The organism is Allobosea sp. LjRoot90, assembly GCF_964254315.1.
Classification (GTDB): Bacteria; Pseudomonadota; Alphaproteobacteria; order Rhizobiales; family Beijerinckiaceae; genus Allobosea.
Window position 1 is genome coordinate 729,806 of the sequence record NZ_CAXUTF020000001.1, and the last position, 13,755, is coordinate 743,560.

Genomic DNA, 13,755 nt, shown 5'->3' on the forward strand with positions numbered 1-13,755 from the left:
TCTCGGGCTAGAATCGAAACAAAGCACGAACACCATAGCTGTTCGCTTTGTGTTCCGCAAGGCGCGCCTTGTCGTTACGCGAGGCCGTCAGCGCAGCCGGATGATGCGGCAGGGATCGCCCGCCTTGGCGGCCTCGGCGAAGACCGGGCGGATCACCAGCGCCTCGGCGCGCGACAAGTTCGCCAGCATCGATGAATCCTGCTTGGCGAAGGGCCGCACGCGACGCTTGCCATCGACGATTTCGAGGGTGGCGCGCAGATAATCCTGGCGCTCGTCATTGGCAGGTAGATCGATGACAAGGATGGCGGGCTCGCTGCGGTCGCGTTCGGGATCATCGATGCCGAGCAGAGCTTCGACCAGCGGGATGGCAAAGAGATGCCCGCAGACGATCGAGGAAACGGGATTGCCCGGCAGGCCGAGCGCGACCATGGCGTCGAGGCGACCCATCATCATAGGTTTGCCTGGGCGCATCGCGATCTTCCAGAAGCCGAGCTCCATGCCTTGCGCCTTCAGCGCGGCCTGGACGAGATCATGCTCGCCGACCGAGGCGCCGCCGAGCGTGATCAGGACGTCGGCTCCAGCCTCGCGCGCCGCCTCGATCTTGCCAGCGAGATCGGGGTGGTTGTCGCGGGCGATACCGAGGTCGAGCGCCGTGCCGCCGGCCTGCTCGACCAAAGCGGCGAGTGAAAAGCTGTTGGAGGCGACGATCTGGTCGGGGCCGACCGGCTCGCCCGGCAGGACGAGCTCGTCGCCGGTCGCGAGGATCGCGACCAAGGGCTTGCGGCGGACGGCGAGCGTCGGATGGCCCGCTGCCGCGGCGAGGCCAAGTGCAGCGCTGTCGAGCCGGCGGCCAGCTTTCAGCAAGACTTCGCCGGCCCTGAAGTCGAGCCCCGCCAGGCGCACGAACTGGCCGAGATCTGTAGGTTTGACGACCCGGATGACCGGACTGCCGACGTCTTCGGCATGCTCCTGAATGAGGATCGTGTCAGCGCCCTCGGGCAACGGTGCTCCCGTAAAGATCCGCACCGTCTCACCGAGGGAAATTCTCCCAGAGAAGCCGCGGCCAGCAGCGGACTCGCCAATGACGCGAAGCTGTGCGCCCCGCGCCAAGTCTTGGGCGCGCACGGCATAGCCGTCCATGGCCGAATTGGCGAAAGGGGGCTGGGTCCGCAGCGCGGCGACATCTTCTGCCAACACGCGGCCAGCACATTGCGCCAGCGGCAGTGTCTCGGCAGGCGTCGGGCCGGGTACGCTGTCGAGCAGCGCCCTGAGCGCGACGGGAACGGGAGTGAGGCTCATGCCGATTGCCCTGCGAGCTCATAGGTTCCGGACTTGCCGCCGGATTTATGCACGAGCTTGATGCCTTCGATATGCATGGCGCGGTCGACCGCCTTCACCATGTCGTAGACGGTGAGGCAGGCGACGCTGACGGCGGTGAGCGCCTCCATCTCGACGCCGGTCTTGCCGGTGAGCTTGACCTCGGCGCGAACGCGCACGCCAGGCAGCGCCTCGTCGATCGCAAGATCCACCGCGATCTTGGTCAGCAGCAGCGGGTGGCAGAGCGGGATCAGCTCATGGGCGCGTTTGGCCGCCATGATGCCGGCGAGGCGGGCGGTGCCGAGCACGTCGCCCTTCTTGGCTTCGCCGTCACGGACAATCGCCAGCGTCTCAGGCTGCATCACCACATGGCCTTCGGCGACCGCGATGCGGACGGTCTCGGCCTTGTCGCCGACATCGACCATATGGGCCGCGCCCTTCTGGTCGAGATGAGTGAGCCGGCTCACGCCGCCGCCTCGGTGGTCTTGCCAGTCAGCAGCTGTCGCGTTGCAGCCGCGACGTCCGCCTGGCGCATCAGGCTTTCGCCGACCAGGAAGGTGTTGACGCCGCAGGCCTGCAGGCGGGCGATGTCGGCATGGCTGAAGATGCCGCTCTCGCCGACGAGCAGGCGGTCCTTCGGCACGCGCGGCGCCAACCGCTCGGTGACGGCGAGATTGAGCTCGAAGCTGCGCAGGTCGCGATTGTTGATGCCGACCAGCCTGGTGTCGAGCTTCAATGCGCGCTCCAGCTCGGCCTCGTCATGGACCTCGGCGAGCGCGGCCATGCCGAGCGCCTTCGCCGTGGCGGTGAGCTCCCGCGCCGCGGCATCGTCGAGCGATGCCATAATGATCAGGATGCAGTCGGCGCCCCAGCTGCGGGCTTCGAAGACCTGATAGGGCTCGAACATGAAATCCTTGCGCAGGCCGGGCAGGCCGGAGGCGGCGCGCGCCTGCGCAAGGTCTTTCGGCTGGCCCTGGAACGAGGGCGTGTCGGTCAGGACCGAAAGGCAGGCCGCGCCGCCGGCGGCATAGGCCTTGGCCAGCGCCGGCGGGTCGAAATCGGCGCGGATCAGCCCTTTGGACGGGGAGGCCTTCTTGATCTCGGCGATCAGGGCCGGGCCGCCGGCGCGGTGCTTGGCCTCGAGCGCACCGATGAAATCGCGCGGCGCCGGCATCGCCGCAGCACGCTTCTCGATCTCGGCTTGCGGCACCGCGGCGCGCGCTGCGGCGATCTCCTCGCGCTTATAGGCCTCGATCCGCTTCAGGATGTCGGGCATGGGGCAGCCTCACGCATTGGAGCTGGCGACGAGGGTCGCGAGCGCAGCCTTGGCCTTGCCATTGTCCAGCACCGCATAGGCCTGCGCCAGCCCCTCGCCGAGCGTGGCGGCCTTGCCGGCGACGACGAGCGCGGCTGCGGCGTTGAAGGCGGCGATATCGCGGAAGGCGGTCTTGGCGCCGCCGAGCACCTCCTGCAGCGCCTGCGCATTTTGCGCCGGCTCGCCGCCGCGCAGATCCTCAGGCCTGGCGCGGGCGATGCCGACATCCTCAGGCGCGATCGAGAAGCTCTCGATCTTGCCGTCCTTCAGCGCGATCACGCGGGTCGGGCCTGTCGTGGTGATCTCGTCGAGCCCGTCCGAGCCGTGCACGGCCCAGACGGTCGTGGAGCCGAGCGATTGCAGCACCTTGACCATCGGCTCGAGCCAGGTCTCGGAGAAGGCGCCGATCAGCTGCTTCTTGACGCCGGCCGGGTTCGAAAGCGGCCCGACCAGATTGAAGATGGTGCGGGTGCCGAGCTCGGTGCGCACCGGTCCGACATGGCGCATCGAGGCGTGATGGGTCGGCGCGAACATGAAGCCGACGCCGGCCTCTGCGATGCAGCGCTCAGTGCCGGCCGGTTCCAGCCCGACCTTGACGCCGAGTGCGGTCAGGACGTCGGCAGCGCCGGAGCGCGAGGAGGCGGCGCGATTGCCGTGCTTGGCCACCGGCACGCCGCAGGCGGCGACGATGATCGAAGCCAGCGTCGAGACATTGTAGGAGCCCGAGGCATCGCCGCCGGTGCCGACGATGTCGATCGCGTCGGCAGGGGCGTCGACGGTGAGCATGCGGGCGCGCATGGCAGTGACGGCGCCGGCGATCTCCTCGGTGGTCTCGCCGCGCACGCGCAGCGCCATCAGGAAGGCGGCCGCCTGCGCATTCGTGACTTCGCCGGAGAGCATGGCCTCGAAGGCGTCGCGGGCTTCCTCGCGCGACAGCGAGGCGCCGGTCGCGACCTTGGCGATGAAGGGTTTGAAGTCGTCCATGGGAACTCGATCGATCAGGCTGTCGCGGAAAGGGCGGCTTTGTTGGTCTGGCGCGACCATCGCTGGGCGAGATCGAGGAAATTGCGCAGGATCGTCGCGCCATGCTCCGAGGCGATGCTCTCGGGATGGAACTGCACGCCATGCACCGGCAGCTCGCGATGCGACAGCGCCATGATCATCCCGTCGCCGGATTCGGCCTCGATGGAGAGCTCGGCCGGGCAGCTTTCCCTGCGGATGACGAGCGAGTGATAGCGCGTCGCTTCGAGCGGGCCGTTGATGCCATGGAACAGGCCGCGCGCCCGGTGGGTGATGGTCGAGACCTTGCCATGCATCGGCAGGGGGGCGCGCACCACCTCGCCGCCGAAGACCTGGCCGATCGCCTGAAGACCAAGGCAGACACCGAAGATCGGCTTCCTGTCGGCGCCTTCGCGGACGAGGTCGAGGCAGATGCCGGCCTCGTTCGGTGTGCACGGGCCGGGCGAGAGCACGATCGCGTCATGGTCGCCGGAGAGGGCTTCGCCGACTGAGAGCGTATCGTTGCGGCGCACATCGACACTCGCGCCCAGCCCGCCGATCAGGTGGACCAGGTTCCAGGTGAAGCTGTCGTAATTGTCGATCAGCAGGATGCGCATCGCTTCGGGGCCGTCCCCACCCAGTTTCTTGGGTTTTGCACATGCCCCCGAACGCGCATGCCGGTCAAGCGCGAGGGCGCGAAGCAGGTGCTCCGCGCCCTCGATCAATGGGCAACCGTGCCAGCGAAAGCCGTCACTTCACCCGGCGGTAATGCGCCGTCATGAACTGGACCCACTCGCCATTCTCGCCCCTGGTCCGCGAGGACAGGATATGGTGGTCGGCGCTCTTGATCTCGACGAGATCCTGATAGGCCGCCGTCTTGCCCGGCTGGGTGAAGTCGGGACCTTCGGTGTCGAGCGTCAATACCGTCCCCGCGGCGTCGCGCGTGCCGGTATAAACCCATAGATTGCCCATCATCGAGCCGATGAAGGAGCCGACATAGCGTTCCTTCTGCGGGTCGTAGCCGAGCGTCATCCGGGTTACGGCCGGGCTACCGTCCGGCATGGTGCCGGTGCCGTCGCCGACGAGCCAGAGCCCGCCAAAGGACGAGAACGACTGGGTGCCGGACGACTTCATCGGCGGCTGGTCGGGGCCCATCAGGCATTCGGCCTCATAGGTCCATTCGCCGACGAGCTGGTGGAGCCATCCATGCTCGGCCTGGGGCTTGGCCGGCATGCAGCCGGTCATGTCGCTGGCCTGAGGCTTGTCGCGTTCCGCTGCGTTGGTCATGGCTCTTCCTCCTTTGCTTTGTGCTTCTTGAGTGGACTGTCGATTGCGCGCTGGTCAGGCCGCGGCAGCAACCAGTTTCGGCCGTTCGGCAGCCTGCTTGAGGTCGGCGAGACCTTTGTCGAAATCGCCGCCTACCATGCGATCCATGTTGAAGATCGTGCCCATCAGCTTGCCCATGAACGGACAGGCGCCCTGCATGTGCCAGGTCACCAGCGTGCCGCCTTCACTCGGGGCGAGCGTGAAGGTGATCAGGTTGCTGCAGGCCATCGGGCGGGTCATGTCGAGCGTCACGGCGAGCTTCTTCGGCGCCTGGACCTCGATAATGGCGAGTTCGCCGGTGCCGACCTGCTTGTTGCCGTCGAAGGCATAGACGGCGCCGACGCCGGAGGTCGCGCCCTTGAAGCTGCGCTTCATCGCCGGATCCTTCTTCTCATAGGGCGACCAGGCGCCCCATTCCTGGAAATCCGCGAGCAAAGCGAAGATGCGCTCGGGCGTCGCCCGGATCGTCGCGGAGCGGCTGACCTCGAAAATATCGGGCTTGCGCGCGGCGGCAATGAGGACGCCGGCGACGAGGGCGAGCACGGCGATGACGAGATAGGTAAGCATGGCACTCTCCTGTGTTGCGTGGGGTATGGATCAGGCGCCGAGACGGAAGGGGATCAGGCGGCGTAGCCGCGGATCGCGCAGATAAAGGCCGCCCCAGGCCAGAAGGCCGAGATAGAGGCCGAAGAAGAGATGGCTGAAGACCGGGCTGCCGACGCGCAAATGCGTCGCCATGGCGCCGCCGAGCAGGCCGGTCAGCAGGATCGCGCCGAGCACTGACGTGCGCGGCAGCGCATAGAGCAGGGCGATGACGAGCGTCATCACGCCGAGCCCGCGCGCCAGTTCCGGCGAGCCGGAATAGCCGAGCTGCTGCATCGTCTCGGTGACGATGCCGAGCGGCGCGAGCTTGATGCCGCCGTCGAAGATCAGGAAGGCGACGACGAGGCCGCTCATGATGCGCCCGGTCCAGAGCTGTCCGGCGGGCGTGTTGGTGGTCAGGGTGTCGGACTGCATGGAACGCTCCGATTGGATAAGGCTCTGCCGGCCCGGCCGGCGCCGGTGTTTACTTGGCGGGCGAGACCAGGGCCCAGAGTACGCCGAAGGGGTCGCGGTACTGGCCGTAGTGTTCGCCCCAGAACATCAGATCGACAGGGGTGACGACCTCCATGCCGGCGGCGACGCCGCGCTTCCACCAGAAGTCGATGTCGTCGACGCGTATGGTCAGGGTGAAGCCCTGGGGCTTCTCGGCGGGATAGCCGTGCTCCGGATAGGGATCGCTCAGCATCAGCGAACCGCCATTGACGTAAAGGTGGATGTGCATGGTCCGGCCCTTTTCGTCGACCGGCATGCGGGCCACCTCCTCGGCGCCGAAGGCCTTCTGATAGAATTCCGAAGCCTTCACCGCGCCTTCGACGCTGAGATAGGCGACGACGCCGCCGCGGGTTTCGGGCTGGGCCTGTGTCTGAATGGCTTCTGCTGGCTGGGACATTGTCGAACTCCGATGTCGGGTTTGCAGGCGTTTGTTCTGAACTGAGCCGGTGTTTCCGGTGGATTTGTTACGAGGACGTCGGCGGTGCGGGTGGTCCGACATCACGCGAGATTTTTTTTCTCAGGCGTGATCTGGCCCGTTCCATCGCTCACTCGGCCGAGCCCTTGAGCTCGATAGCGTTGCCGTCCGGATCCTTGACGTAGATCGCCTGGCCTTCGCCCTCGGCGCCGTAGCGCGAGCCGGCGGCGACGATCGCGACGCCGTGGCTGGCGAGATGGGCGCGGACGGCGCCTTCGTCGAAGGGGCGGATGCCGAGGCAGATATGATCGACATTGCGGCCTTCAGCGCCGGCTGCGGCTCCGCCGGCGCGGCCGAGCGGGCCGGCGACATCGACGAGGTCGATCAGCGAGCGGCCGACGCGGAGTTGAACGAGGCCGAGCTCGTCCTGGCGGCGTTCGACCGGGCAGCCGAGCACCTCCTGATAGAAGGCGAGCATGCGCGGCGTGTCGGCGGTGCGGAACACGACATGGTCGAGCCCGGCGAGGGTGAAAGGAATGGTTTGCATGGCGATCTCCATTTATCTTGATGTCAAGATAAATCCGATATTGTCTTGATGTCAAGATATCTACATCATGTCCATATGAGATCAGCGGAGGCCGGAATGGACGATGAAACGGGGCCGGGTGGCGACCATATCGAGCGGCTGCGCGAGCAATGGCGGCGCGAAGTGCCGGAGCTGGACACCTCGCCCATGGCGGTGATCGGCCGGGCGCGCCGGATCACCTTGCGGCTGCGGCCGGGGATCGAGGCCGTCTTCGCCCGTCATGGTCTCGATGCCGGCGAGTTCGACGTGATCTCGACGCTGCGGCGGGCCGGAGCGCCCTGGCGACTGACGCCGACCGAGCTCTACCGCACGCTGATGATCTCGTCGGGCGGGCTCACCGCTCGCCTCAACCGCCTCGAGGCGGCCGGGCTGATCCGGCGGCATGAGGCGGAAGAAGACAAGCGCAGCCTCCTGGTCGAACTGACCGAGGCTGGCCGCGCCAAGGCCGAGGCGGCGTTCCGCGAGGATATGGAGCTTGAGAAGCGCCTGCTCGGGGGCCTGAGCGGGCGCGAGCAGGCGGAGTTGGCGGCACTGCTGCGCAAGCTCGCGCTCAGCCTGGAGAGCGAAGGCGCCGGCGCAAGCTAGCTCGCCGCGGGGGCGTAGCAGCAGGCCGTCGCCGGTTCCTCGCGCCAGCGGCCGGTCATGTCGGTCTTGCCGGGCGTCTCATAGCGGTCGTGCGGGCGGACCCAATCGGTCAGATTGCCGGCCGGACCGGTCTCGTTGCGGCCCTTCGGTGTCATATCGAGGAACATGTAGGTGCCGAGCACCTCCTCGGCGCCGCGGCCGAAAGTCGAGTAGGTCTGGTAGATTGCCCCTTCCGCATCCTTCTCGAGGACGGTGAAGCCGGAGAGGTCCTCCAGCGGTGAGGCGATCGTCTCGAAATTGTAGAAGGCGTCGCTATTGGCGAGCTGCTCCGGTGTGTAGGAGACGTCGAAATCGTAGTTGAAGTCGCTGCCGTGGGACGAGACCCAGTGGAAGCTCCAGCCCATGCGGTTCTTATACGCCTCGATCTCGGCGAGCGGCGCGCGCGCCACCGCGACATAGGCGACATCGTGCTGTTCGAGATGCCTCAGCACGCCGTCGACATGGTCGGCCTCGAAAGAGCAGCCGACGCAGCCTTCGAGCTGGCCGGGCGCCAGCATGAAGTGCTTGACGATGAGCTGGCTGCGGCCACGGAAGAGGTCGGCCAGCGTCTGCTTCCCGTCCGGCGTGTCGAAGACATAATCCTTCTCGATCCGGATGCGCGGCAAAGCACGCCGCTCGGCGGCGACCGCGTCGCGCCGGCGCGTCAGCTCCTTCTCCTTGACGAGCAGCGCCTTGCGGGCGGCGATCCAGTCTTCCTTGCTGACGGTGGTCTGCGTCATGGTCGGTCTCCTCGCTGCAAAAGCCGCTTCCGATCCCGAAATTGAGGATTCCGAAGCAAGCGGTTGTCATTGATGAGTTTTCGGCACTGCCAGGAGCTGGCCAATGCCGTCCACTCACCGCCCCTTGGAGCAAGGACGAACGAGCAGACGCGGTGCCGACACCGCGCCGGAGGAATTTTCGGAGGCGATCCGTCGCCGGCCTCAGCCGGCTGCGGCCTGTTCGCCCTCGCGCATCAGCCGGTCGATATGCTGGCGGATATGGGCGGCTTCGCTGGCCGATCCGGCGAGCCCGATGGCACGGTCGAAGGCGGCGCGCGCCTCGCGGCTGCGGCCGAGCTGCATCAGCAGCCAGCCCTTGAAGCCGAAGAAGTAGAAATAGCCCGAGAGTTGCTGTTCCAGCGGCTCGATCAGCGCAAGGGCCGCCTCCGGCCCGCGCAGCTTGGCGATGGCGACGGCACGGTTGAGCGTGATCACCGGCGAAGGCTGGATATGCTCCAGTGTGGCGTAGAGCACGTCGATCCGGGCCCAGTCGGTCTCGCCCGGCTGCGCCGCGCGGCTATGAACGCCTGCGATCGCCGCCTGGAGTTGATAGGGGCCGGGCCTGCGATGGCGCATCGCCTTGTCGACCAGAGCGAGCCCCTCCGCGATCATCTCGCGATCCCAGAGCGAGCGGTCCTGATCCTCGAGCAGGATGATCTGGCCGCTGGTATCGAGCCTTGCTGGGGCGCGGGCGTGCTGGAGCAGCATCAGCGCCAAGAGGCCCATGATCTCCGGCTCGGTCGGGAACAGCCGCAGCAGCAATCGCATGAGCCGGATCGCCTCCTCGCTGAAGGGGCGGCGGCGGTCGCTCTCGGCGCCGCTGGCGGAATAGCCCTCGTTGAAGACGAGGTAGAGCATCGCCGCCACCGCCGCGAGCCGCTCGGCGCGCTCGACCGGGCCGGGTGCCTCGAACGGCACGTTGGCGGCAGCAACCCGGCTCTTGGCGCGGGTGATGCGCTGCTCCATCGCGCTTTCGCCGACGAGGAAGGCGCGGGCGATCTGCTTGACTGTAAGCCCCGAGACGACGCGCAAGGCAAGTGCGACCTGCTGCGTCGACGGCAGGTCGGGGTGGCAGCAGATGAACAGCAGCCGCAGGATGTCGTCGCGGTAATGCGCCCCGTCGAGCCGCTCGGCGACCTCGCTCTCGGCATCGTCGAGATCGGAGAGCTGGTCGTCTTCCGGCAGAGCCGTCTGCTTCTTCTGCCGCCTGACCTGGTCGAGCGCGACATTGCGGCCGACGAAGATCAGCCAAGCGGCGGGATCGCGCGGCGGGCCATTTTGCGGCCAGGTTCGGAGCGCCCTGAGGCAGGCCTCCTGATACGCCTCCTCGGCGACGTCGAGATCGCGGAAATAGCGCAGCAGGGCGCTGATCGCCTGAGGCCGCGCCGAGGTCAGCGCCGCATGGATCCAGGCGATCTCCGCCATGATCAGACTCCGGCCGGATAGTAGACGGCAAGCGGGCGGACCTCGAAGGCGCCGCCGGGATTGGCCTCGCCGAGCTCGCGCGCGATGCCGAGCGCCTCGTCGAGATCGGCGACGTCGACGATGTAGAAGCCGAGGAACTGCTCCTTGGTCTCGGCGAAGGGGCCGTCGAGGATCAGCGGCGGATCGCGGTCCTTGCGCAGCGTCGTCGCGGCGGTGGTCGGCAGCAAACGCGCGACCGGGCCGAGCTTGCCCTCCTTGGCGATGCGCTGGCGGATCTTTTCGAGGCGGCCCATGACCTCGTCGTTCTGCTCCTTCGACCAGGCCATGACGACCTCTTCGGAGTGATAGCAAAGGATGGCGTAGTGCATGCGCAGCGCTCCGGTTCAGGCCAAGGACGTTTGGCTAGGCCGGCAGCCGACAAGGCCGGGCGGAAAAAATCAAGCTGCGTCGATCTTCCTTCAAGTCGTCCCGGGCGGGCGAAGCCCGACCCGGGATCCATGCCGGAGCGTTATTCGGATAGGCTCCGGCATGGATCCCGGATCTTCGCTTCGCTGCGTCCGGGATGACGGCGCGGGAGGCGAGAAGGGGCTAAACGGCAGGCGGGTTCAGCCGGGCGAAGCCCTCCTGGCGATGATAGGGGAAGGCCGGATAGGGCGGAACGGTCGCGCTTGCCTTGTCCAGCCTGGCGATCTGCTCGGACGTCAAGGCCCAGCCGACGGCGCCGAGATTGTCGCGCAGTTGCGTCTCGTTGCGGGCACCGATGATCACGGAGGCGACTGTCGGGCGCTGCAGCAGCCAGTTGATGGCGATCTGCGGAACGGTTCTGCTGGTCTCCTTGGCGAGCGCGTCGAGCACATCGACGATGTCGTAGAGCTTTTCGTCGTCGACCGGCGGGCCGAAATCGGCGGTCTGGTGCAGGCGGCTGCCTTCGGGCAAAGGCTGGCCGCGGCGGATCTTGCCGGTGAGCCGGCCCCAGCCGAGCGGGCTCCAGACGAGGGCGCCGACGCCCTGATCGAGGCCGAGCGGCATCAGGTCGAACTCGTAATCGCGGCCGACCAGCGAATAATAGACCTGATGCGCGACATAGCGCGGGAAGCCATGCTTCTCGGCAAGGGCGAGCGATTTCATCAACTGCCAGCCGGCGAAATTGGAGACGCCGACCTGGCGGATCTTGCCGGCGCGGACCAGCGCGTCGAGCGTCGAGAGCACCTCCTCGATCGGGGTGAAGGCGTCGAAGGCATGGAGCTGAAGCAGGTCGATATGATCGGTGCCGAGCCGGCGTAGCGCGGCCTCGGTGCCGTCGATCAATCGGCTGCGCGAGGAGCCGGCTTCGTTCGGGCCGTCGCCCATCGGCAGGGTCATCTTGGTCGAGATCAGGACCTTGTCGCGGCGGCCCTTGATCGCGGCGCCTAAGACCTCCTCGGAAGCGCCGTTCGAATAGACATCGGCGGTGTCGAACAGGTTGACCCCAGCCTCCAGGCAGATGTCGATGAGGCGGGTCGCCTCCTTGGCGTCGCTGGTGCCCCAGGCACTGAAGAGCGGGCCCTGGCCGCCAAAGGTCCCGGCGCCGAAGCTAAGCGCCGGCACCTTCAGGCCGGAGTGGCCGAGATATCTGTAGTCCATGGTCGAGTTCCTTCTGCGAAGCCGTTGATATTTATGATTATGGGCAGGAAACGGGGGCGGTCTGCAGCGCCGTCCGCTCGCGCTTGTCGAGGCACAGGCTGATCACGGCCAGCACCAGGCTCGCCAGCGGCACCAGGGCTGCGACCCAGGTCACGGCGCCGAGCCCCGGCCCATGGTCGATGGTGACGCCGCCGAGCCAGGCGCCGAAGGCATTGCCGAGGTTGAAGGCGGCGATGTTGAGGCTGGAGGCAAGATTACGCCCGGCCGGCCCGGCCTTGTCGAGCACACGCATCTGCAGCGGCGCGACGGTGGCGAAGGCGGCGGCGCCGATCAGCCCGACGAAAATGGTGACAGCGACGGGCGAGCGCAGCGCCGCCGTCATGGCGAAGAGCACGATGGCGAGCGTCGCCGTTGTCGCGAGCAGTGCGACCGGCAGGTTGCGGTCGGCGAACTTGCCGCCGAGCATGTTGCCGACGATCAGGCCAAGGCCGAAGAGCAAGAGGATCGGCGAGACGGCCTCCTGCGAGAAGCCGGTGATCTCGACCAGGATCGGCTGGATATAGGTGAAGACCGCGAAGACGCCGCCGAAGCCGAGCACGGTCATGGCGAGGCCGAGCAGGACCTGCGGATCGGCCAGCGTCGCGAGTTCCTGGCGCAGCGGCGCGACCTCGACCTCGCCCTTATCGGCCGGAACCAGGCGGGCGAGCACCAGCATGGCGATGACGCCGATCGCGGCGATGGTCCAGAACGTGGCGCGCCAGCCGAAATGCAGGCCGAGCCAGGCGCCGGCGGGGACGCCGAGCAGGGTCGCGATGGTGAGGCCGGTGAACATCACGGCAATGGCCGAAGCCTTCTTGTCTTCGGGAACGAGGCTGGTCGCCACGACCGAGCCAACGCCGAAGAAGGTGCCATGCGCCAGCGAGGTGATGATGCGTGCCACCATCAGCAGGCCGTAGCTCGGGGCGATCGCACAGGCGATGTTGCCGAGGGTGAAGATCGCCATCAGCAGGATCAGCACCTGCTTGCGCGGCAGCTTGCGCGTGGCCAGCGTCAGGATCGGCGCGCCGACGAAGACGCCGAGCGCATAGCCCGAAATCAGCAGGCCGGCCATCGAGACGGAGACGCCGAGATCGGTCGCGACCTGGAGCAGCAGGCCCATGATCACGAATTCTGTGGTGCCGATGCCGAAGGCTCCGGCGGTGAGGGCGTAGACGGCAATGGGCATGGCAGGCTCCGCGCGAAGCGCAAGGGTACGGGTCCCAGCCAGATGGTGCAGCGCAACGGGATGAATTAGGATGCCGGCCGTAACATCACTTGTGACTTGAGTTCACCATGGCAGCCCTGCTCAGCAACCGCTCCGGCGAGATGGAAGTGTTTTCGGCCGTGGTCGAGCGCGGCGGCTTCTCGGCGGCCGCCAAGCTCTTCGGCATGACGCCGTCGGCCGTCAGCAAGCTGGTCACGCGGCTGGAAGCCCGGCTTGGCGCCAGATTGATCAATCGCTCGACGCGCAAGCTTCAGCTCACGGCGGAGGGGCAAGGCTTCCACCAGCGCTGCATTACTATCCTCTCCGACATCGCCGAGGCGGAGTGCGAGGCCGCTGCGGGGCGGGCGCCGCGTGGACGGGTGCGTGTCAACGCGAATATCGCCTTCGGCAATCATGTGCTGCTGCCGCTGGTGCCGGCCTTCCTCGCCGAGCATCCTGAGCTCTCGCTCGATCTCGTCCTGACCGACCAGGTCGTCGACCTGATCGAGGAACGGGCCGACATCGCGATCCGGGTGGCGCCCGGGCCCCTACGTGGCAATCAATTGATGGCGCGCAAGATCGGCGAGAGCGGCGTCGCCGTCGTCGCCTCGCCGGATTACATCGCCCGCCATGGCGAGCCGAAAACGCCGGCCGAGCTCGAAAAGCACAATCTGATCGGCTTCAACTTCGCCCGCTCGGTCGAGGGCTGGCCGTTTCGCGTCGGCAGCGAGCTGATCTCGATCGCCGCGGTCGGCAATACGATGGTCGGCGACGGCGAGACGGCGCGCCAGCTTGCCGTCGCTGGCGTCGGCCTCGCGCGACTAGGACGCTTCCATACCGAGGCCGAGATCGCCGCAGGGCGGCTCGTCACGGTGCTGGAGGATTTCAACGCCGGCGACATCGAGGTGATCCACGCCGTCTATCTCGGGCAGGGCGGCTTCGTGCCGGCGCGGATGCGGGCGTTCATCGACTTCCTCGCGCGGAACGTCAGAATCCGGGCCTAGCCAG

At 67.0% G+C, this 13,755-nt stretch carries 17 protein-coding genes; 2 read left to right on the forward strand and 15 right to left on the reverse strand.

What is annotated here, in order from left to right; translation table 11 throughout:
* Window positions 1–87: 87 nt before the first annotated feature.
* The 10 genes from ACSQ3M_RS03510 to ACSQ3M_RS03555 form a co-directional block, all read right to left on the reverse strand.
* Window positions 88–1,299, reverse strand: coding sequence for a molybdopterin molybdotransferase MoeA (locus tag ACSQ3M_RS03510; RefSeq protein ID WP_436148678.1), 1,212 nt, complete (start codon window positions 1,297–1,299; stop codon window positions 88–90).
* The gene (gene moaC / locus ACSQ3M_RS03515; protein ID WP_436148679.1) at window positions 1,296–1,784 is read right to left on the reverse strand and encodes a cyclic pyranopterin monophosphate synthase MoaC; all 489 of its coding nucleotides are present in this window, start codon (window positions 1,782–1,784) and stop codon (window positions 1,296–1,298) included. Before moaC ends, ACSQ3M_RS03510 begins: the two co-directional genes overlap by 4 nt.
* Window positions 1,781–2,593, reverse strand: coding sequence for an indole-3-glycerol phosphate synthase TrpC (trpC, locus tag ACSQ3M_RS03520; RefSeq protein ID WP_436148680.1), 813 nt, complete (start codon window positions 2,591–2,593; stop codon window positions 1,781–1,783). Before trpC ends, moaC begins: the two co-directional genes overlap by 4 nt.
* Window positions 2,594–2,602: 9 nt before the next feature.
* Window positions 2,603–3,616 (reverse strand): anthranilate phosphoribosyltransferase, encoded by a 1,014-nt coding sequence (gene trpD / locus ACSQ3M_RS03525; RefSeq protein WP_436148681.1) that lies wholly within the window; start codon window positions 3,614–3,616, stop codon window positions 2,603–2,605.
* Between the two features lie 14 nt (window positions 3,617–3,630).
* Window positions 3,631–4,248 (reverse strand): anthranilate synthase component II, encoded by a 618-nt coding sequence (locus ACSQ3M_RS03530; RefSeq protein WP_436148682.1) that lies wholly within the window; start codon window positions 4,246–4,248, stop codon window positions 3,631–3,633.
* 133 nt (window positions 4,249–4,381) lie between these two features.
* Window positions 4,382–4,918, reverse strand: coding sequence for a DUF1579 domain-containing protein (locus tag ACSQ3M_RS03535; protein WP_436148683.1), 537 nt, complete (start codon window positions 4,916–4,918; stop codon window positions 4,382–4,384).
* A 54-nt stretch (window positions 4,919–4,972) separates the two neighbouring features.
* On the reverse strand, window positions 4,973–5,524 hold the full coding sequence (locus ACSQ3M_RS03540; RefSeq protein ID WP_436148684.1) for an SRPBCC family protein: 552 nt from the start codon (window positions 5,522–5,524) through the stop codon (window positions 4,973–4,975).
* A 30-nt stretch (window positions 5,525–5,554) separates the two neighbouring features.
* Window positions 5,555–5,974, reverse strand: a complete 420-nt coding sequence (locus tag ACSQ3M_RS03545) for a DoxX family protein (RefSeq protein WP_436148685.1) — start codon at window positions 5,972–5,974, stop codon at window positions 5,555–5,557.
* A 49-nt stretch (window positions 5,975–6,023) separates the two neighbouring features.
* Window positions 6,024–6,449, reverse strand: coding sequence for a VOC family protein (locus tag ACSQ3M_RS03550; protein ID WP_436148686.1), 426 nt, complete (start codon window positions 6,447–6,449; stop codon window positions 6,024–6,026).
* A gap of 148 nt (window positions 6,450–6,597) precedes the next feature.
* A complete protein-coding gene (locus ACSQ3M_RS03555) occupies window positions 6,598–7,014 on the reverse strand; it encodes a VOC family protein (RefSeq protein WP_436148687.1) in 417 nt (138 codons plus the stop codon).
* Between the two features lie 96 nt (window positions 7,015–7,110).
* Here ACSQ3M_RS03555 and ACSQ3M_RS03560 point away from each other — a divergent pair, with 96 nt between their 5' ends.
* Window positions 7,111–7,638 (forward strand): MarR family winged helix-turn-helix transcriptional regulator, encoded by a 528-nt coding sequence (locus ACSQ3M_RS03560; protein WP_436148688.1) that lies wholly within the window; start codon window positions 7,111–7,113, stop codon window positions 7,636–7,638.
* On the opposite strand, the gene ACSQ3M_RS03565 is transcribed toward ACSQ3M_RS03560, so the two are convergent.
* From ACSQ3M_RS03565 to ACSQ3M_RS03585, 5 genes are all read right to left on the reverse strand, one after another.
* Window positions 7,635–8,417 carry a DUF899 domain-containing protein gene (locus ACSQ3M_RS03565; protein WP_436148689.1) on the reverse strand — a complete coding sequence of 261 codons (783 nt, stop codon included), beginning with the start codon at window positions 8,415–8,417 and terminating at the stop codon, window positions 7,635–7,637. The genes ACSQ3M_RS03560 and ACSQ3M_RS03565 overlap by 4 nt on opposite strands.
* Window positions 8,418–8,618: 201 nt before the next feature.
* Window positions 8,619–9,881, reverse strand: coding sequence for an RNA polymerase sigma factor (locus tag ACSQ3M_RS03570; RefSeq protein ID WP_436148690.1), 1,263 nt, complete (start codon window positions 9,879–9,881; stop codon window positions 8,619–8,621).
* A 2-nt stretch (window positions 9,882–9,883) separates the two neighbouring features.
* Entirely contained in the window at window positions 9,884–10,249 is a 366-nt protein-coding gene (locus tag ACSQ3M_RS03575; RefSeq protein ID WP_129155398.1) for a YciI family protein, read from the reverse strand.
* Window positions 10,250–10,469: 220 nt separating this feature from the next.
* Entirely contained in the window at window positions 10,470–11,504 is a 1,035-nt protein-coding gene (locus tag ACSQ3M_RS03580) for an aldo/keto reductase (protein WP_436148691.1), read from the reverse strand.
* A 37-nt stretch (window positions 11,505–11,541) separates the two neighbouring features.
* A complete protein-coding gene (locus ACSQ3M_RS03585) occupies window positions 11,542–12,729 on the reverse strand; it encodes an MFS transporter (protein WP_436148692.1) in 1,188 nt (395 codons plus the stop codon).
* 107 nt (window positions 12,730–12,836) lie between these two features.
* Here ACSQ3M_RS03585 and ACSQ3M_RS03590 point away from each other — a divergent pair, with 107 nt between their 5' ends.
* Window positions 12,837–13,751, forward strand: a complete 915-nt coding sequence (locus ACSQ3M_RS03590; protein ID WP_436148693.1) for a LysR family transcriptional regulator — start codon at window positions 12,837–12,839, stop codon at window positions 13,749–13,751.
* Window positions 13,752–13,755: the final 4 nt, after the last annotated feature.